Origin of the sequence: Streptomyces sp. NBC_00091 (assembly GCF_026343185.1) — a bacterium.
In the GTDB taxonomy this organism is placed as follows: domain Bacteria; phylum Actinomycetota; class Actinomycetes; order Streptomycetales; family Streptomycetaceae; genus Streptomyces.
The window spans coordinates 3,578,834-3,597,430 of record NZ_JAPEMA010000001.1 but is presented as its reverse complement, the minus strand read 5'-3'; the positions used below and the strand labels follow the sequence as shown (position 1 = coordinate 3,597,430).

At 73.2% G+C, this 18,597-nt stretch carries 10 protein-coding genes; 8 read left to right on the top strand and 2 right to left on the bottom strand.

What is annotated here, in order from left to right:
- Window positions 1–116: 116 nt before the first annotated feature.
- From OOK34_RS16610 to OOK34_RS16585, 6 genes are all read left to right on the top strand, one after another.
- The gene (locus tag OOK34_RS16610; RefSeq protein WP_267034651.1) at window positions 117–3,251 is read left to right on the top strand and encodes an FHA domain-containing protein; all 3,135 of its coding nucleotides are present in this window, start codon (window positions 117–119) and stop codon (window positions 3,249–3,251) included.
- A gap of 105 nt (window positions 3,252–3,356) precedes the next feature.
- Window positions 3,357–4,742: an ABC transporter substrate-binding protein gene (locus OOK34_RS16605; RefSeq protein WP_267034650.1), complete on the top strand. Its 1,386-nt coding sequence runs from the start codon at window positions 3,357–3,359 to the stop codon at window positions 4,740–4,742.
- Window positions 4,743–4,836: 94 nt separating this feature from the next.
- Window positions 4,837–6,102, top strand: coding sequence for a carbohydrate ABC transporter permease (locus tag OOK34_RS16600; protein WP_267036772.1), 1,266 nt, complete (start codon window positions 4,837–4,839; stop codon window positions 6,100–6,102).
- The gene (locus OOK34_RS16595) at window positions 6,099–6,962 is read left to right on the top strand and encodes a carbohydrate ABC transporter permease (RefSeq protein WP_267034649.1); all 864 of its coding nucleotides are present in this window, start codon (window positions 6,099–6,101) and stop codon (window positions 6,960–6,962) included. Before OOK34_RS16600 ends, OOK34_RS16595 begins: the two co-directional genes overlap by 4 nt.
- A gap of 127 nt (window positions 6,963–7,089) precedes the next feature.
- Entirely contained in the window at window positions 7,090–9,372 is a 2,283-nt protein-coding gene (locus OOK34_RS16590) for a bifunctional glycosyltransferase family 2 protein/CDP-glycerol:glycerophosphate glycerophosphotransferase (RefSeq protein ID WP_267034648.1), read from the top strand.
- 193 nt (window positions 9,373–9,565) lie between these two features.
- Window positions 9,566–10,759, top strand: coding sequence for a hypothetical protein (locus OOK34_RS16585; protein ID WP_267034647.1), 1,194 nt, complete (start codon window positions 9,566–9,568; stop codon window positions 10,757–10,759).
- 37 nt (window positions 10,760–10,796) lie between these two features.
- Here the strand turns inward: OOK34_RS16585 and OOK34_RS16580 are convergent, their stop codons facing one another.
- Window positions 10,797–11,438, bottom strand: a complete 642-nt coding sequence (locus tag OOK34_RS16580) for a TetR/AcrR family transcriptional regulator (RefSeq protein WP_267034646.1) — start codon at window positions 11,436–11,438, stop codon at window positions 10,797–10,799.
- Window positions 11,439–11,593: 155 nt separating this feature from the next.
- Between OOK34_RS16580 and OOK34_RS16575 the strand changes: the two genes are divergently transcribed.
- Together OOK34_RS16575 and OOK34_RS16570 are read left to right on the top strand one after the other, a co-directional pair.
- Window positions 11,594–12,493, top strand: coding sequence for an ABC transporter permease (locus tag OOK34_RS16575; protein ID WP_267034645.1), 900 nt, complete (start codon window positions 11,594–11,596; stop codon window positions 12,491–12,493).
- Window positions 12,486–13,253 carry an ABC transporter ATP-binding protein gene (locus tag OOK34_RS16570; protein WP_267034644.1) on the top strand — a complete coding sequence of 256 codons (768 nt, stop codon included), beginning with the start codon at window positions 12,486–12,488 and terminating at the stop codon, window positions 13,251–13,253. Before OOK34_RS16575 ends, OOK34_RS16570 begins: the two co-directional genes overlap by 8 nt.
- Before the next feature lie 79 nt (window positions 13,254–13,332).
- Here OOK34_RS16570 and OOK34_RS16565 read toward each other — a convergent pair whose 3' ends face one another.
- Window positions 13,333–18,333 carry an NAD-glutamate dehydrogenase gene (locus tag OOK34_RS16565; RefSeq protein ID WP_267034643.1) on the bottom strand — a complete coding sequence of 1,667 codons (5,001 nt, stop codon included), beginning with the start codon at window positions 18,331–18,333 and terminating at the stop codon, window positions 13,333–13,335.
- Between the last annotated feature and the right edge of the window lie 264 nt (window positions 18,334–18,597).

Sequence of the window (18,597 nt, the reverse complement as noted above, 5' to 3'; positions counted from 1 at the left end):
GACGAGGCGTCCGGCGCGGGCGGGGGGTCGATCGGGCGGGCAGGTCCCGCCGCACCCCTGCCGGGCGCACGCACGCACCGCGCACTGCGCTCCGCGCAGAAGGGACCGCTGACGCGATGCAGATCCGGCTGACCGTCCTCGGGTCGCGCAGCGGCCACCAGGCCGCCACCGCGCCCGCCGGCTGTGACGTGCTCGTCACCGCGCCCGCCGGGACCGCGCTGGCCGCGGTGGCCTCCGGGCTCGCGGCGACCGTGGGCGGGCCCGACACCGGCGGCACGGTGGTGCTGTACGCCGGTTCGCGCCGGCTCGACCCCCAGCGGGCCGTACTGGGCGAACCGCCGCTGATCGACGGGGCGGTCCTGGCCCTGCACACCCCGGGACCTGACGCCGCCGCCCTGCCCGACGAGGGGCCGGGCACCCCGCAGCTGCACGTGGTGGCCGGACCCGACGCGGGCGGGGTGCACCTGCTGCACACCGGGGCGGTACGGATCGGGCGCTCGGCGGACGCGGACGTGCCGCTGGACGACCCGGACGTGTCGCGGCTGCACTGCGCGGTGACCGTGATGCCGGACGGGCGGGTGACGGTGGCCGACCTCGGCTCGACCAACGGCACGACGCTGGACGGCGCCGAGGTGGGGGCGAGGCCGGTCCCGCTGGCGCCCGGGGCGCTGCTGCGGATCGGCGAGTCCACGCTCCGGCTGGCCGCGGCGGGCGGCGAGCCCCAGCTGGCGGTGGTCCCGGACCAGGAGGGGCACCTCTCCCTGCCGGTGGCCTCCGGCGGTGGCACGGGTCCCGGCGGCGCGTCCGGCGGTACGCGGCCCGGCGCGGGTGCCTCCGGCAGTGGTACGGCCCCCGGCGCGGGCGCCTCCGGCAGTGGTACGGCCCCCGGCGCGGGCGCGGGCTTGCGGGCCGAGGGCTCCGGCCCGCAGGAGTCCTTCCCCCACCCCGCCCCTTCCCGCAGTACCGATGTGCGGCTCCGCCGCGTGGGGGGCTCCGCCCCCGACCCCGTCACGGGGCCCCGCCCCGGCACCCCCGAGCCGGGCACGCCCGGAACGGACCACGGCCCCGCGGAGCCCGCGTACGCCGACGGCGACGCCGGGGCGGACCCCGGCGCACCCCTGGCCGGCGGGGCCAGGCGGCGGCGCGGGGGGATCGGCGCCTGGGCGCGCAAGTGGGTGCGCGGCGAGGAGGAGGCCCCGGAGCAGCCCGCGGAGCCGGAGGCGGTGGCGCCGGCCGCGCCGGACGAGGACGACCCGGCGGCGCTGCTGCTGGCGGCGCTCGGGCCGACGGGGCGGCTGTGGTCGCGCGGGCCCGGGCACCCCGGGTTCCTGGAGGCGGGGCTCGGCGCGGGCAGCCGGGTCGCGCTGCCCGAGTGCGGCTCGCTCGGCGTGGCGGGGCCTCGGGCGCGGCTGACGGGGGTGGCCCGGTCGGTGGTGGCCCAGCTCGTGGGGCTGCACTCGGCGGCGCAGCTGGAGGTCGTCCTGCTGGCGGCCGACCGGGCCCGCCCCGTACCGGAACGCCGCCGCGACTGGGGCTGGCTCGGCTGGCTGCCCCACGTACGGCCGGCGCACGGCCAGGACTGCCGGCTGCTGCTCGCGTACGACCGCGACCAGGCGGCGGCCCGCGCCGGGGAGCTGACCCGGCGGCTGGACGACAGCCCGCTCGGCACCAACTGGGCGTCCGCCGGTCCGGCGGCGCTGCGGCAGGCGGCCGCCGCGTACGAGGGTCCGCGCACGCTCGTGATCCTGGACGGCGACCCGGGTTCGGCGGCGCTGCGCGACCTCACCGGACGGCTGGCCTCGCACGGCGCGGCCGCGGGGATCCACCTCCTGGTGCTCTCGGAGGCCCCGGCCGCCACCCCCGCCTCCCCGGTGGCGGCGACGTACGAGACGGCCTGCGCGAGCACCCCGGCGTTCCGGGAGTGCGGCCGGGTCGCGCTGCTCAGCGGTGATGTGGCCACGGCCGTACGGAGCTTCGCGGTGAGCGGCGGCCGCCCGGTCGCGACGGGCCGCACGGCGGTCGCCGACGCCGTCTCGGCGGCCTGGGCGGAGCGGTTCGCCCGGGCCCTGGCCCCGCTGCGCGCGGACGGCGCCGCGCCCGGGGAGGGCGCGTACCGTCCGGCCGCCGCCAGCCTCCCGGCGGCCTCACGGCTCCTGGACGAGCTGGGGCTGGCCCGTGCCACCCCGGCCTCCCTGATGGCCCGCTGGGCGGAGGCCACCGACGAGGGCCAGGGCGTCGGCGGCCTCGCCGAGGTCGTCCTCGGCGCCGGCCGGCGCGGGGCGGTCGGGGCCGAGCTGGTCCACGACGGCCCGCACCTGCTCGTCGAGGGTCCCGCCGGGAGCGGCCGGACGGAGCTGCTGCGCTCGGTCGCCGCCTCCCTGGCCGCCGCGGCCCGCCCCGACCGCCTCGGCCTGGTCCTCCTCGACGGCGCCGGCGGCGAGCGCGGCGACGGTCTCCTGCCGTGCACGGAACTGCCGCACGTGTCGGCCCACCTGGTGGCCTCCGATCCGCTGCGGATGCGGGAGTTCGCGCAGGCCCTCGGCGCCGAGCTCAAGCGCCGCCACGAGCTGCTGGACGGGGTGGCGTTCACCGAGTGGCACGCCCGGCGCGAGCTGTCCGACCGGATGGTCTCGCCGCGCCAGCCCAGCGCCGGTGAGCTGCGCGGGGACCTCGATCCGCAGCGCACCGGCACCCTGCGGCTGCGGGCCTCGGCCACGCGCACGGAGGCGGCCGCGGGGCCGAGCCCGCTGCCCCGGCTGGTGGTGCTGGTGGACGACTTCGACGCGCTGGTGGCCCCGGCGCTGGGCAGTCCGGGCCGGCCGGCCGCCGGTTCGGTGGTGCGGGTGCTGGAGGCGGTGGCCCGGGAGGGCGCCCGTCTCGGGGTGCACCTGGTGGTGGCCAGCGCCAGCCCGGAGCGGACCGCGGAGACCGAGCCGGCCCGGCTGGCGACGCTGCGGGTGGTGCTGGACGCGCCCGACCAGCCGGGGCCGGGCCGGGGCCGGCTGCTGTACGCCGACGGGCGGGCGGTGCCGTTCCAGGCGGGCCGGGTCACCGGCCGGATCCCGCGCACGGCGACCCTGAGGCCGACCGTGGTCCCGGTGGAGTGGGAGCGGATGGGCGACCCGCCGGCCCGCCGGCCGGTGCGCGAGCTGGGCAACGGGCCGACCGACCTCGCGCTCCTGGCCAGCGCCCTCGACCGGGCCTCCCACCTGGTCTCGGCCATACCGGTGCTGTTCCCGCCGGCCCCCTGACGCCCCGCGGCTCCCCCTCGACGCGGTATTGCGGGGGTGCGCGGGTCGGCGTAGACCTTGTGGCACGCAACACACCACGGGCACGACGGCATCGGGGGCGAGACCATGCGCAGACGGCACGGAACCGGCCACACGAAACGTACGGCGGGCAGAGCCTGGGCGGCGCTGGCCGCGGCGGGGGCGCTCACGCTCACCGCCTGCGGCGGCGGGGGCGCGGACGGCGGCGGCACGGGGCAGACCCCGTCCGCCGGGCAGCAGAACCCGCACACCGTCGACTTACCGAAGCTGCCCGGCGAGAAGCTGGAGATCGCTGCGGTCTGGACGGGGCCCGAGCAGGCGAACTTCACCAAGGTGCTGAAGGAGTTCGAGGAGCGGACGGGCGCGAGCGTCACCTTCGTCCCCGCCCAGGATCCGATCGTCACCTTCCTCGGCACCAAGATCGCGGGCGGTGCGCCGCCGGACGTGGCGCTGCTCCCGCAGGTCGGGGCGCTGGTCTCGGCGGTGCGCAACAAGTGGGCGCAGCCGGTAGGCCCGGGGGCCAGGGCGCAGCTCGAGGCGAACTACTCGCCGGGGTGGCGCACGCTCGGCGCGGTCGACGGCACCCAGTACGGCGTCTACTACAAGGCGGCCAACAAGTCGCTGATCTGGTACAACGCGAAGGCCTTCGAGGGGGCGGGCGTCAAACCCCCCACGACCTGGAAGGAGCTCCTGGCGGCGGCCGACACCCTGTCCGCCTCCGGCACCCCGGCGGTGTCGGTGGCCGGCGCGGACGGCTGGACCCTCACGGACTGGTTCGAGAACGTGTACCTCTCGCAGGCGGGGCCGGAGAAGTACGACCAGCTGGCGAAGCACCGGATCAAGTGGACGGACGACAGCGTCAAGCAGGCGCTGACCACCCTCGGGCAGCTGTTCGGCCGCAAGGACTTCCTGGCGGGCGGCCCGAGCGGGGCCCTTTCCACGGAGTTCGCGAAGTCGGTGACGCAGACCTTCACGGGCGGGGACCGGCCGGCGGCGGCGATGGTGTTCGAGGCCGACTTCGTGGCGGTGAACATCGCGCAGACCGAGGCGAAGGTGGGCGAGGACGCGCTGGTGTTCCCCTTCCCGGCGGTCGGCGCGAAGGCGCCGGTGGTGTCGGGCGGTGACGTGGCGGTGGCGCTGAAGCCGTCGAAGGGCGCCCAGGCGCTGCTGACGTTCCTGGCTTCGGCGGACGCGGCGCAGATCCAGGCCCGTGAGGGCGGTTTCGTCTCCCCGAACAAGGCGGTGGACTTCGCCGCCTACCCGAACGACATCCAGCGGGGCATCGCGAAGGCGCTGATCGCGGCGGGCGACGACTTCCGCTTCGACATGTCGGACCAGGCTCCGGCGGCCTTCGGCGGGACGCCGGGGGTGGGCGAGTGGAAGGCGCTCCAGGACTTCCTGGCGAACCCGTCGGACGTGGCGGGGATCCAGGAGAGGCTGGAGGCGGACGCGGCCAGGGCCTACGGGGACTGACGCCGTGACGGCGACGACACGGGGCCGGGCCGCCGCGGCGGACCGGCCCGGAAGACGGACGCGGCCCCGGAACGCGCACGCGCGGCGCCGCCGGCTGATCGCGGTGGCATTCCTGCTGCCCGCCCTGGTGCTGCTCGGCGCGCTCGTGGTGCAGCCCATCGGCTACTCCCTCTACCGTAGCCTCTTCGACCGCTCCGGCGACACCTTCGTCGGGGCGGGCAACTACCGGCGGATCCTGACCGATCCGGCGATCCGCACGGCCCTGCGGAACACGGCGGTGTGGGTGGTGGTGGCCCCGGCCGTGGCGACCGCCCTGGGCCTGGTCTTCGCGGTGCTGACCGAACGGGTGCGCTGGGGAACGGCGTTCAAGCTGCTGGTCTTCATGCCGATGGCGATCTCGATGCTGGCGGCGGGCATCATCTTCCGGCTCGTGTACGACCACGACCCGCAGCGGGGTGTCGCGAACGCGGTGTGGGTCGGGGTGCACGACACCTTCGCGCGGTCCTCCGCGTTCCCCGGGGCCCGCCCGGGCCGGGACTCCCCGCTGGAGCCCGCCGCCGGCGGGGCCCTCGTGACGCGCGCGCCGGTACGGGCGGGCGTGCCCGTGCTGCTGCCGCTGGTCGGGGTGGCGCCGGAGGCCCTGCCCGCGGGGACCCGTACGGCGGGGAGGGCCGGGGCCGCGGCGGGGAAGGTGACCGGCACCGTCTGGCAGGACTTCACCCGGGGCGGCGGCGGGGCGGTGAACGCGGTCGACCCGACGGAGTCGGGCCTGTCCGGGATGCGGGTCGAGGCGGTGAAGGACGGCCGGGTGGTGGCTTCGGCGACGGCCGGCGCCGACGGCACCTTCACGCTGCCCGCACAGGCGGACGGGGCGCTGCTGCGGCTTCCGGCGGCCAACTTCCGGGAGGCGTACGCGGGGGTGGAGTGGCTCGGCCCGCTGCTGGTGACCCCGGCGGTGATCGGGGCGTACGTGTGGATGTGGGCCGGGTTCGCGATGGTGCTGATCGCGGCCGGGCTGGCCGCCGTACCGCGCGAGCTGCTGGAGGCGGCCCGGGTGGACGGGGCGGGCGAGTGGCAGGTGTTCCGCCGGATCACGGTGCCGCTGCTGGCGCCGGTGCTGGTGGTGGTGCTGGTCACCCTGGTCATCAACGTGATGAAGATCTTCGACCTGGTCTTCGTGATCGCGCCGGGCGCGGTGCAGGACGACGCGAACGTGCTCGCGCTCCAGCTGTACCGCACCTCCTTCGGGACGGATGCCGATCCGGGGCTGGGCAGCGCCATCGCGGTGCTGCTGCTGGTACTGGTGGTGCCGGTGATGCTGCTGAATATCCGCAGGATGCGGAAGGAGGCCTCCCGATGAGCACTCCGGGCATCAGCCCGACGGGCCGGCTCGCGGCCCGAGCCGCGTCCGGCGCCGTACGGGTCTTCCTGGTCCTGGCCGCGCTGTTCTGGCTGCTGCCCACCCTCGGGCTGCTGCTGTCCTCCTTCCTGTCCCCGGCCGACCTGGGCCGGGGCGGCTGGTGGCAGACGCTGACCGCGCCCTCGCGACTGACGGTCTCGAACTACGCGCAGCTGCTGGCCAATGACACGATCACCGGCTCGCTGCTGAACACGGCGGCGATCGCCGTCCCCGCGACGCTGCTCGTCCTCGCCCTGGGCTCCTTCGCCGGATACGCCTTCGCCTGGCTGGAGTTCCCGGGCCGGGACTGGCTGTTCCTGATCGTGGTGGGACTGCTGGTGGTCCCCGTACAGGTGGCGCTGATCCCGGTGTCCGAACTCTTCGGCTCCATCGGCCTGTTCGAGACGACGGCGGGGGTGGTGCTGTTCCACACCGCCTTCGGACTGCCCTTCGCGGTCTTCCTGCTGCGGAACTTCTTCGCGGAGATCCCGCGCGAGCTGCTGGAGGCGGCCCGGCTCGACGGGGCGGGCGAACTGCGGCTGTTCGCCCGGGTGGTGCTGCCGCTGGGCGGTCCGGCGATCGCCTCGCTCGGCATCTTCCAGTTCCTGTGGGTGTGGAACGACATGCTGGTGGCGCTGGTCTTCGCCGACTCGGCGCACCCGCCGGTCACGGTGGCGCTCCAGCAGCAGGTGCGGCAGTTCGGGAACAACATCGACGTGCTGGCGCCCGGCGCCTTCCTGTCGATGGTGGTGCCGCTGCTCGTCTTCTTCGCGTTCCAGCGGCAGTTCGTGACGGGGGTGATGGCCGGAGCGGTCAAGTGACCTTGTCCATAACCGCCGACGACATGGGAAGTTGACGCTCTGTAACCCGAATGCCACACGCTGCGTAACCCGATCGCCGCGCGCGCGGTTGCTGGGCCATATGCCCGCGCCGACCCCTGGATGTGCCGTGCCCCGGTTCAGCGTCATCGTGCCCGCGTACAAGGTTCAGGCGTACCTCCAGGAGAGCCTGGACTCGGTCCTGTCCCAGTCGTACCCGGATCTGGAACTGATCGCGGTCGACGACGCCTCACCGGACGCCTGCGGTTCGATCATCGACGAGTACGCGGCCCGCGACCCCCGGGTCACCGCCGTGCACCTGGCGCACAACCTCGGCCTGGGCCCGGCCCGCAACGCGGGCCTGGCCCGGGCCACGGGCGACTACCTGGTCTTCCTCGACGGCGACGACACCCTCGCCCCCGGCGCCCTGCAGGCCATCACCGACCGGCTCAAGGCCACCGGGTCCCCCGACGTCCTGGTCTACGACTACGCCCGCACCTTCTGGACCGGCCAGACGGTCCGCAACCGCCTCGCGCACCGCCTGTCCGAGGAGGGCCCCGCCAGCTTCCGGCTCGCCGACCGCCCGGCACTGCTCGGCATGCTGATGGTGGTGTGGAACAAGGCCTACCGCCGCGACTACGTGGAGCGCGAGGGCCTCGAATTCCCGCCCGGCTTCTACGAGGACACCCCCTGGACCTATCCGGCGCTGCTGGCCGCCGAGTCCGTGGCCGTCCTCGACCGGGTCTGCGTCCACTACCGCCAGCGCCGCACCGGCTCGATCCTGACCACCACCAGCCGGCGCCACCTCGACATCTTCGACCAGTACGAGCGGGTCTTCGGCTACCTCGGCGCCCGCCCCGAGCTGGAGCGCTGGCAAGGGGCGGTGCACCGGCGGATGGCCGAGCACTTCTGCGCCCTGTACGCCGACCCGCGCCGCCTCCCGCGCGCCGCCCGCGCCGAGTTCTTCGCGCGGGCCTCGGCCCTGCTGCGCCGCTACCGCGGCCCGGGCGCCGGCGCGGCGCTGCCGCTGCCCCTGACCCGCACCGACCGGCTGCGGCACACCCTGATGCGGTTCGGGCTCCGGCGCGCCTACCGGACGGCCTCGTCCCTGCGCGCGGGCGCCCTGGCCGCGGGCCGCGCGGGCTCGGCGCTGTGGCGGGGGCTGCGCGAGAGCGCCCTGCGCCTGCACTACCGGATCCAGCGGCTGCTCCCGCTGCGCCCGGAACTGGCGGTGTTCTCCGCGTACTGGCACGGCGGCTACGCCTGCAACCCGGCGGCGATCGAGGCGAAGCTGCGCGAACTGGCCCCGCGGATGCGGACGGCGTGGATCTGCGACCCCCGGCACGCCCCCACCCTGCCGCCCGAGACCACCCTGCTGCGGCCCGGCTCGGCCGCGTACTGGAGCGCCCTGGCCCGGGCCGCGTACCTGACGACGAACGTCAACTTCGACCGCGCCCTGGTCAAGCGGCCGGGTCAGATCCTGCTCCAGACGCAGCACGGCACCCCGCTCAAGCGGGTCGGCCTCGACCTCCAGGACCGCCCGGCGGCCACCCCGACCACGGACTTCGCGGGGCTGCTGCGCGGCGCCGACCAGTGGGACTACCTGCTCTCCTCGAACCACCACTCCACCCTGGTCTGGGAGAAGGCCGTCCCCGCCTCCTACACCACCCTGGAGTACGGCTACCCCCGCAACGACGCCTTCCACCGGGCCACCCGCGCGGACGTCCTCGCACTGCGCGAACGCCTCGGCATCGCACCGGGCACCACGGCGATCCTGTACGCCCCGACCCACCGCGACTACCGGCGCAGCCGGCCCCAGCACCTGGACTTCGAGCGGGTCCTGCGGGACCTGGGCCCGCGCTTCACCCTGCTCACCCGCACCCACCTGACGTACGCGGGCACCGACGGCACCTGGGAGCCGCACCCGCGCCTGCTGGACGTCTCCGCCCACCCCTCGGTGGAGGAACTCTGCCTGGCCTCGGACGCGCTGGTGACGGACTACTCGTCCCTGATGTTCGACTACGCGGCCCTGGACCGGCCCATCGTCATCCACGCGGACGACTGGGAGGCGTACGAAGCCGCCCGCGGCACCTACTTCGACCTGCGCTCCTGCCCGCCGGGGGCGATCGCCCGCACCGAGGACGAGCTGGTGGACATCTTCGCCACCGGCCACTGGCAGGGCTCCCGCTCGGCGCAGCTGCGCGCCTCGTTCCGCGCCCGCTTCTGCTCGTACGACGACGGTCACGCGGCCGAGCGCGTGGTCCGCCGCGTCTTCCTGGGCCAGCCCACCCCGGTCCCGGCCATCACCCCCCTGGCAGACCGCCACCCCACTCCCCCGGCGGCCTCGGCCCCCGCGGCCGCCCCGGTGGCCGACGCCCCGCTGGCAGGCCTCGGCGCGGACCTCTGGCCCTAGGCGGATCTTCCCGACCATCCCATCATTAGGGCGTGCGGGCCACAGAGGGACAACCGTAAGCATGGACTTTGCCGTGCGTTGCGGCCGGGCCCCGGCCTTCCAGCGGATCAACCGGTAACTACCACGTGTCATCCAGGCGCCGCACTGCCCCTTCGGCCGGGCGGCGACCCTGGGCAACAGTGGAAGGAAGCCCATGAAGCTGCGCCTTGTCCTCGCCTGTTCCTCTGCGGTGGCGAGTCTCGGACTGTGTGCCACGGCCGCCCCGGTCCTGGCCGCACCCGCCCACGCCGTGCCGTTGAACGTGACGGTGGGGTGTTCCAATACCGCGGCGCTCATCACCGCGGTCCAACAGGTGAACGCCAACCCCGACGGCGGCACGATCCATCTCGCCGAACGGTGCACCTACCCCTTCCTCGACGACTTCGCGAACAGTGGAAACGCACTGCCGGTCATCACCGGCAAGGTCACCATCAAGGGCGAGGACTCCACCCTGATCCGGTCCGCCAGCGCGCCCTTCCGGCTGATCGAAGTGGCAGCGTCAGGACAGCTCACGCTGAAGGGCCTCACCGTGGCCGGCGGCAACGTCGCGGTCATCGGCGGCGGCATCCTCAACCGCGGCACCCTGCAGGTGGAGAAGAGCACGGTGGCCGGCAACCAGGCCGAGCAGGCCGGCGGCGGCATCGCCAACGTGAACGGCCGTGTCACCCTGGTGCGCAGCCACGTGCGGACCAACACGGTCACGAACCAGAATTCCGCGGAAGCCGTCGGCGGCGGCATCTCCAACAGCGCGGGCGGAACCGTCGAGCTCGTCAGGACCACCGTGTCGGGCAACACGGCGGACCAGGCCGGCGGCGGCATCGTCAACGTGGGAACACTGAACGTCAAGGACAGCCGGATCGAGCACAACGCCGTCACGAACCAACAGGGCGGCGGCGGCACCCAGGGCGGCGGCATCTACACCTTGGGCACAGCGGTCATCAAAGACACCAAGATCGTCGAGAACTGGGCCGGCGACGACGGCGGCGGCATCAAGAACGCGACCCCCGGGACCCTGGAGATCCACGGCGGCGAGATCGGCGACAACAAGGCGGGCCAGGACGGCGGCGGCCTGGACAACTCCGGCCGGGCCACCCTGTCGAAGACCAAGGTGCTCAAGAACCAGGCCGGCGACGACGGCGGCGGCATCAACAACGAGCGGGCGTTCAACGGCGCCCCCGCCCCGGTGCTGACGGTCAAGAGGGCGGTCATCAAGGAGAACCGGGCCGGCGGCGAAGGCGGCGGCATCAACAACGTGGCCCCGGGCACCGTGCAGAACGAGCACAGCGAGATCACCAGGAACAAGCCCACCAACTGCGCGGGCAACGTACCGGACTGCAGCAACCACTGACCCCCACGGGCCCCCGGGCCGTTCGCCCGGGGGCCCGCTAAACCGCCCCGACGGGCCCCTCGTCCGTCTGCAGGCCCGCCACCACCGAGCGGGCCAGGCCGTCCAGGTACGACGCCGGGACCACTCCGTCGCGTACGACCACCTGGCGCCAGTACAGCGGGCCGATCGCCAGGTCCAGGGCGTGGTCGGGGTCGATGCCCGCGGGGAGTTCACCGCGGGCCACGGCCTCGGCCACGATGCCCTCGGCCATGCGGCGCTGCCCCTCGAGGAGCGCGCCGCGCACCGCGTCCGCGATCTCCGGGTTACGGGATGCCTCCACCAGCAGGTCGGGGATGACCGCCGAGGCCACTGGGTGCCGCAGCACGTGTGACATCACCTCGAGCAGCGCGCGGACGTCCCCGTAGAGGGAGCCCGTCGCCGGCACCGGCAGCCCGTCGACGGCGAACGCGCCGATCAGGTCCAGCACCAGGTGCAGCTTGGATTTCCAGCGGCGGTACACCGCCGTCTTGCCGACGCCGGCCCGGCGGGCGATCGCCTCGATCGACATCCGCGAGAAGCCCACCGCGGCGAGTTCCTCCACCACCGCGGCCCGGATCGCCTCGGTCACGTCCTCGCGCAGGACGGCGGCCCCGGCGGGGGCGCGGCGGGCGGGGGGAGCGGCGGCAGGCTCGTTGGTCATGCACAGAGCATAGCGGCGCACGACGTCACCCACCCGTCACGACGATACGGTTGCGTTCCGACGTGACACGCCCTACTGTCGCCGTAGCGACGATACGGACCCGTCCCATCGCAGGCCCGACCCGTCGCCGGCCCGACCCCGTCGAAAGCGAGCCCGTGACCACCGTGACCACCGTGACCACCGCGCCGCCCTCACCGGCGGAGCTGGCGGCAGCCCACGGCCTGACCCTCAGCGGCGCCCGCCCCTCCCTCCCCCGCTACCTCGCGCAGCTCTGGAGCCGGCGCCACTTCGTGACGGCGTACGCCACCGCCCGCATGCAGGCCACGTACAGCACGGCCAAGCTCGGCCAGGTCTGGCACCTGATGACCCCGCTGCTCAACGCGGCCGTCTACTACTTCATCTTCGGCATCGTGATGCACGCCAGCCACGGCGTCCCCGACTACGTGCCCTTCCTGATCACCGGCGTCTTCGTCTGGGACTTCATCGGCAGCTCCATCAGCGCCGGCACCCGCGCCGTCCACAGCAACCTCGGCCTGGTCCGGGCCCTGCACTTCCCCCGCGCCAGCCTGCCGATCGCCTCCGTGGTCCAGCTCTTCCAGCAGCTGCTCGTCACCATGGCGGCCCTGATCGTCCTGCTGCTGGCCTTCGGCCAGACCCCGTCCCCCTCCTGGCTGATCGCCCTCCCGGCGCTCTTCCTGATGGCCGTCTTCTGCGCGGGCTGCGCGATGGTCATGGCCCGCATCGGCAGCAAGAGCCCCGACGTCAGCCAGCTGATGCCGTTCGTCCTGCGGACCTGGATGTACTCCTCGGGCGTGATGTGGTCCATCGACTCCATGCTCAAGACCGACCAGCTCCCGCACTGGGTCTCGCTGGTGCTCAAGACCAACCCGGCGGCCGTCTACATCGACCTGATGCGCTTCGCCCTGATCGACAGCTTCAAGGCGAGCGCGCTCCCGCACCACGTGTGGCCGCTCGCCATCGGCTGGGCCCTGCTCGCCGGCGTCGGCGGGTTCGTCTGGTTCTGGAAGGCAGAGGAGGAGTACGGCCGTGGCTGACACCCGCATCCCGACCGTCATCGCGGACGAGGTCCACGTCGTCTACAAGGTGCACGGCGCCGGCGCCCGCAAGGGCGGAGCCACCGCCGCGCTCAGCCGGCTCGTCTCCCGCCGGCCCGCCCCCGGCGTCCGCGAGGTCCACGCCGTCAAGGGCGTCAGCTTCACCGCGTACAAGGGCGAGGCGATCGGCCTGATCGGCTCCAACGGCTCGGGCAAGTCCACCCTGCTCAAGGCCATCGCCGGCCTCCAGCCGGTGGCCCGCGGCGCGGTCTACTCGCACGGCCAGCCGTCCCTCCTCGGAGTGAACGCCGCCCTGATGAACGACCTCACCGGCGAGCGCAACGTGGTCCTCGGCGGGCTGGCGATGGGCATGACCAGGCAGCAGGTCCGCGAGCGCTACCAGGACATCGTCGACTTCTCCGGCATCAACGAGAAGGGCGACTTCATCTCCCTGCCCATGCGTACGTACTCCTCCGGCATGGGCGCCCGGCTGCGGTTCTCCATCGCCGCCGCCAAGGACCACGACGTCCTGATGATCGACGAGGCCCTGGCCACCGGCGACGCCGCCTTCCAGCGCCGCAGCCAGGCCCGCATCGAGGAACTGCGCGCCCGCGCCGGCACCGTCTTCCTCGTCAGCCACGGCATCGGCACGGTCCGCGAGACCTGCGACCGGGCGATCTGGCTGGAGGCGGGCGTCCTGCGCATGGACGGCCCCTCGAAGCAGGTCTGCGACGCATACGAGGCCTTCACGCGCGGCTAGCCGCCCGCGAGAACGGGCCGGGCCCGGGGACCACATGGTCCCCGGGCCCGGCCCGTTCTCCGCTCAGCCCGCGGCAGCGTTACGCGTGCGAGCGCAGCAGCGAGCGCATCGTCCGCATCGCCACCGACAGGTTCGCCAGGTCGAAGTCGTCCGAGCCCCGGATCTCGTCCAGGGTCGTCCGGGCCCGCCCGATGATCGCCGCGTTCCTCTCCTCCCACGCCTTGAAGCGTTCCTCGGGAGTGGAGGAGCCGTTGCCCACCGACAGCACGTCGGCCGTCAGCGCCGCGTGCGCCGCGAACAGGTCCTCGCGGATGGACGCGCGGGCCATCGACTGCCAGCGGTCGGACCGCGGCAGCTCGATGATGCGGTCCATCAGCTGGGTGATGTCCAGCCGGTCGGCGAGGTCGTAGTACACCTCGGCGACGGCCAGCGGGTCCACGCCCGTGCGGTCCGCGATGGCGACGATGTCCAGCGTCGGGAAGGCGGACGAGAAGCCGGCCACCTTCGCCGCCAGCTCCTCCGGCACACCCTCACCGGTCAGCTCGTCCATGATCGACTGGTACCACTCGAGGTCCGCGCCGCGCACCAGCTTCGGCAGCTCCGACCAGACCTCCGTCACCCGGGCGCCGAAGGCCTCGATGGTCTCGGTGATCTGGAGCGGCTGCGGCCGGTTGTTCAGCAGCCAGCGCGTACCGCGCTCCACCAGGCGCCGCGAGTGCAGCCGCACCCGGGTCTGGACATCGGCCGCGACCACGTTGTCCAGCGCCTCGACCGCGTCCCACACCTCGGCCAGGCCGAAGATCTCGCGGGCCGCGAGCTGCGCCCGGACGATCTCCTCCGTGGAGGCCCCGGTCTCCTCCCGCAGGCGGTGCAGGAAGGTCGAACCACCGGTGTTGACGGTGTCGTTGACCAGCAGGGTGGTGATGATCTCCCGGCGCAGCGCGTGCCCGTCGATCTGCTCGGGGAACTTCGCGCGCAGGGCGCCCGGGAAGTAGGCGTGCAGCAGGCGGCGCAGGTACGGGTCGTCGGGCAGCTCGGTGTGGATGAGCTCGTCCGCCACCGTGATCTTGGTGTAGGCGAACAGGACCGCCAGCTCCGGCTGGGTCAGGCCCTTGCCGGTGTTGAGCAGCTCGCGGATCTGCCGGTCGTTGGGCAGGAACTCCAGCTGGCGGTCCAGCAGTCCGTCCCGGCCCAGGCGGCGCATGAAGCGCTGCTGGGCGTGGAGCAGGCTGGGGGCCTGGGAGGAGCCGTTGGCCAGCGCGGTGTTCTGCGCGTAGTTGTTGCGCAGCACCAGGAAGCCGACCTCGTCGGTCATCTCGGCGAGGAGCCTGTTGCGCTGCTTGACGGTCATGTCGCCGTCCGCGACCACCGCGTTCAGCAGGATCTTGATGTTCACCTCGTGGTCGGAGGTGTCCACGCCGGCGCTGTTGTCGATGGCGTCGGTGTTGACCTTGCCGCCCCCGCCGCCGGCGCCGCTGCGGGCGAACTCGATGCGGCCCAGCTGGGTCAGGCCGAGGTTGCCGCCCTCGCCGATGACCTGGGCGCGGACGTCGGAGCCGTTGACGCGGATGGCGTCGTTGGCCTTGTCGCCGACGTCGGCGTGCGTCTCGGCGGTCGCCTTGACGTACGTGCCGATGCCGCCGTTCCACAGCAGGTCCACGGGGGCCTGGAGGATGGTCTGCATCAGCTCGGCCGGGGTCATCTTGGTGACGCCCGCCTCGATGCCGAGGGCCGCGCGGATCTGCGCGTTGACCGGGATGGCCTTGGCGCTGCGCGGGTGGATGCCGCCGCCCGCGGAGAGCAGGGCGGTGTCGTAGTCCGCCCACGAGGAGCGCGGCAGCTCGAAGAGGCGGCGGCGCTCGGCGTAGGAGGTGGCCGAGTCCGGGTTCGGGTCGATGAAGATGTGCCGGTGGTCGAAGGCGGCGACCAGGCGGATGTGCTCGGAGAGCAGCATGCCGTTGCCGAAGACGTCACCGGACATGTCGCCGACGCCGACGACCGTGAAGTCCTGGGTCTGGGTGTCGTGGCCCAGCTCGCGGAAGTGCCGCTTGACGGACTCCCAGGCGCCGCGGGCGGTGATGCCCATGCCCTTGTGGTCGTAGCCGGCCGAGCCGCCGGAGGCGAAGGCGTCGCCCAGCCAGAAGCCGTACGACTCGGCGACGCCGTTGGCGATGTCGGAGAAGGTCGCGGTGCCCTTGTCGGCGGCGACGACGAGGTAGGTGTCGTCCTCGTCGTGGCGGACCACGCCCTTGGGCGGCACGACCTCGCCGGCGACCATGTTGTCGGTGATGTCGAGCAGCGCCGAGATGAAGATCTTGTACGAGGCGATGCCCTCGGCGAGCCAGGCGTCGCGGTCCACCGACGGGTCGGGCAGGTTCTTGGCGACGAAGCCGCCCTTGGCACCGACCGGCACGATCACGGTGTTCTTGACCATCTGCGCCTTGACCAGGCCGAGCACCTCCGTACGGAAGTCCTCGCGGCGGTCGGACCAGCGCAGGCCGCCTCGGGCGACCTTGCCGAAGCGCAGGTGGACGCCCTCGACGCGCGGGGAGTACACCCAGATCTCGAAGGCGGGGCGCGGGGCCGGCAGGTCCGGGATGGCCTGCGGGTCGAACTTCATCGACACGTACGCGTGCTGCTCGCCCGCGCCGCCCAGCTGACCGTGCTTTCCGCTTCCCTCGCTGGCGCTCTGGAAGTAGTTCGTCCGCAGCGTCGCCTTGATCAGCATCAGGAAGGAGCGCAGGATGCGGTCCTCGTCGAGCGAGGCGACCTGGTCCAGGGCCCCGTCCAGCTCCTCCAGCATGGCGTCGATCAGCTCGGTGCCGGCGGCCTGGCGGCCGGGCGACAGCCGCGCCTCGAAGAGCGAGACCAGCAGCCGGGTGGTGTGGACGTTGTTGCGGAGGGTGTCCTCCATGTAGTCCTGGCTGAAGGTGGAGCCGGCCTGGCGCATGTACTTGGCGTACGCGCGCAGCACCACGGCCTGCCGCCAGGTGAGGCCGGCGCCGAGGACGAGGGTGTTGAAGTTGTCGTTCTCGGCCTCGCCGGTCCACACGGCCGCGAAGGCCTCCTGGAACCGCTCGCGCGCGTCGTCGCCGAGGTACGCGTCGCCGTTGCCCGTGGACAGCGGCATCCGCAGGCCGAAGTCGTAGATCCAGGCGCTGACCCGGTCGGTGCGGCGCAGCTCGTACGGCCGCTCGTCGGTGACCTCGACGCCCAGGCGCTGGAGAACCGGCAGGACCGCGGAGAGGGAGACCTGCTCACCGGTGCGGTAGATCTTGAAGCGGCGCTCGCCGGGGCCCGCGCCGACGGGCTCGTAGAGGGAGAGCGCGAACGGGCGCTCGCTGGCGGAGAGCTTCTCCAGGTGGCACAGGTCGGCCACGGCCGCGCGCGGCGAGTGGTCGGCCTTGTAGCCCTCGGGGAAGGAGGTGCCGTACTTGCGCATCAGCTCGGCGGCGCGTTCCTCGCCCAGCTCCGCGGTCAGTGCCTCGCCGAAGCCGTCGGCCCAGGAGCGGGCGGCCTCCACCAGGCGGGCCTCGACGCGCTCGACGTCGGCGTCGGTCAGCGCGGGCAGCTCGGTGCCCTGCGGGACGCGGACGACGAAGTGGATGCGGGAGAGGATCGACTCGGTGTTCCAGGCGGTGAAGTCGACGCTGGTGCCGCCGAGCTCCTCCTTGAGGATGTCCATCAGGCGCAGCCGGACGCCGGTGGTGAACCGGTCGCGCGGCAGATAGACGAGCGCCGAGTAGTAGCGGCCGTACTCGTCCTGGCGCAGGTACAGGCGCAGCCGGCGGCGCTCCTGGAGGTACAGCACGGAGGTGGCGATCTCGCGGAGCTTGTCGACCGGGGTCTGGAACAGCTCGTCGCGCGGGTAGGTCTCCAGGATCTGGAGCAGGTCGCGGCCGTCGTGGCTGGAGGGCGAGAAGCCCGCGCCCTCGAGGACCTCGGTGACCTTGCGGCGGATCACCGGGACGCGGCGCACGGACTCGGTGTAGGCGGCCGAGGAGAACAGGCCGAGGAAGCGGCGCTCGCCGACGACGTTGCCGTCGGCGTCGAACTTCTTCACGCCCACGTAGTCGAGGTACGAGGGACGGTGCACGGTGGCGCGGCTGTTGGCCTTGGTCAGCACCAGCAGGCGGTGCTCGCGGGCCTTGGCGCGGGCGTCGGCGGGCAGCCGGTTGAAGGACGGCGAGACGGGGTGCGCGTCCTCCTGGCCGTGGTGGACCGGGTCGGAGCGCAGGATGCCGAGGCCGGTGCCGGGCACGGCGGCCAGGGCGTCGCCGTCGACGAGGTTGTACTCGCGGTAGCCGAGGAAGGTGAAGTGGTCGTCGGCCAGCCAGCGCAGCAGCTCGCGGGCCTCTTCGAGCTCGTACTCGCGCAGGTCGGGCGCGGTGGGCTCGCCCGGCAGCTCGTCGGCGATGCGCAGCGCGGAGTCGCGCATCTTCTCCCAGTCCTCGACGGACTCGCGGACGTCGGACAGGACGCGCAGCAGATCGCCGGTGATCTGCTTGAGGTCGGCCTTGTCGGTCTCCCGGTCGATCTCGACGTGGATCCAGGACTCGACGAGGGAGTCGTGGGGGCGCGCGGTCTTCGGGCCGTGGGCGTCGCAGTCGGGGCCGAGGATCTCGATCAGCTTGCCGGTGACGTCACGGCGTACGACGACCTGCGGGTGGATCACGACGTGGATGCCGCGGCCCTGGCGGGACAGCTCGTTGGTCACGGAGTCCACGAGGAACGGCATGTCGTCGGTGACCACCTCGACGACCGAGTGGCTGGAGGTCCAGCCGTTCTCCTCGACCGTGGGGGTGTTCACGCGCACGTTCGCGGTGCCCTGGGGCCGGTTCTCGGCGAGCCGGTAGTGGGAGAGCGCCGCGCCGAACACGTCGACCGGGTCCCGGTCGGCGAGGTCCTCGGGGGCCGTGTGCAGGTAGTAGCGCTGGAGGTAGGCGAGCGTCGTGCCCTGATCGGGACGCTCCCCGTGCTCGGACCCAGTCGGAAGTAGCCCCCCGGCCGGGCTGTTCTCAGCTACCCGTGCCGCCCGCGCGAGCAGCTCGGCCTTTGCTTCGTCCAGCTTGGTCTGCATGTCCTCTGGCTCCTGTCGCGCGCCATTGCGTGACGTAGGGGAAGGAAGGAACGACAAAACGCCGCGATGAGGCGGGATGTCCGTCCGGATTGGTTTTCGACGCCGTGGCGTCGGGAGAGCCGCCCGGGAAGGCTTCGATGATGATCGGCAGGTCCCGGCGGCGGGGATCAGCGAAGGCCCGGCCACGGATGTGCGCCGGGCGCGGGCCGGGGGCGTCAGTGCCCCCGAGGACTATCGCGCTGATCACGGGTACAAGGCTATCTC

Coding starts and splice junctions, on each gene's coding strand:
- OOK34_RS16610 (WP_267034651.1), top strand. CDS start 117: ATGCAGATCCGGCTGACCGTCCTCGGGTCGCGCAGCGGCCACCAGGCC.
- OOK34_RS16605 (WP_267034650.1), top strand. CDS start 3,357: ATGCGCAGACGGCACGGAACCGGCCACACGAAACGTACGGCGGGCAGA.
- OOK34_RS16595 (WP_267034649.1), top strand. CDS start 6,099: ATGAGCACTCCGGGCATCAGCCCGACGGGCCGGCTCGCGGCCCGAGCC.
- OOK34_RS16585 (WP_267034647.1), top strand. CDS start 9,566: ATGAAGCTGCGCCTTGTCCTCGCCTGTTCCTCTGCGGTGGCGAGTCTC.
- OOK34_RS16580 (WP_267034646.1), bottom strand. CDS start 11,438: ATGACCAACGAGCCTGCCGCCGCTCCCCCCGCCCGCCGCGCCCCCGCC.
- OOK34_RS16565 (WP_267034643.1), bottom strand. CDS start 18,333: ATGCAGACCAAGCTGGACGAAGCAAAGGCCGAGCTGCTCGCGCGGGCG.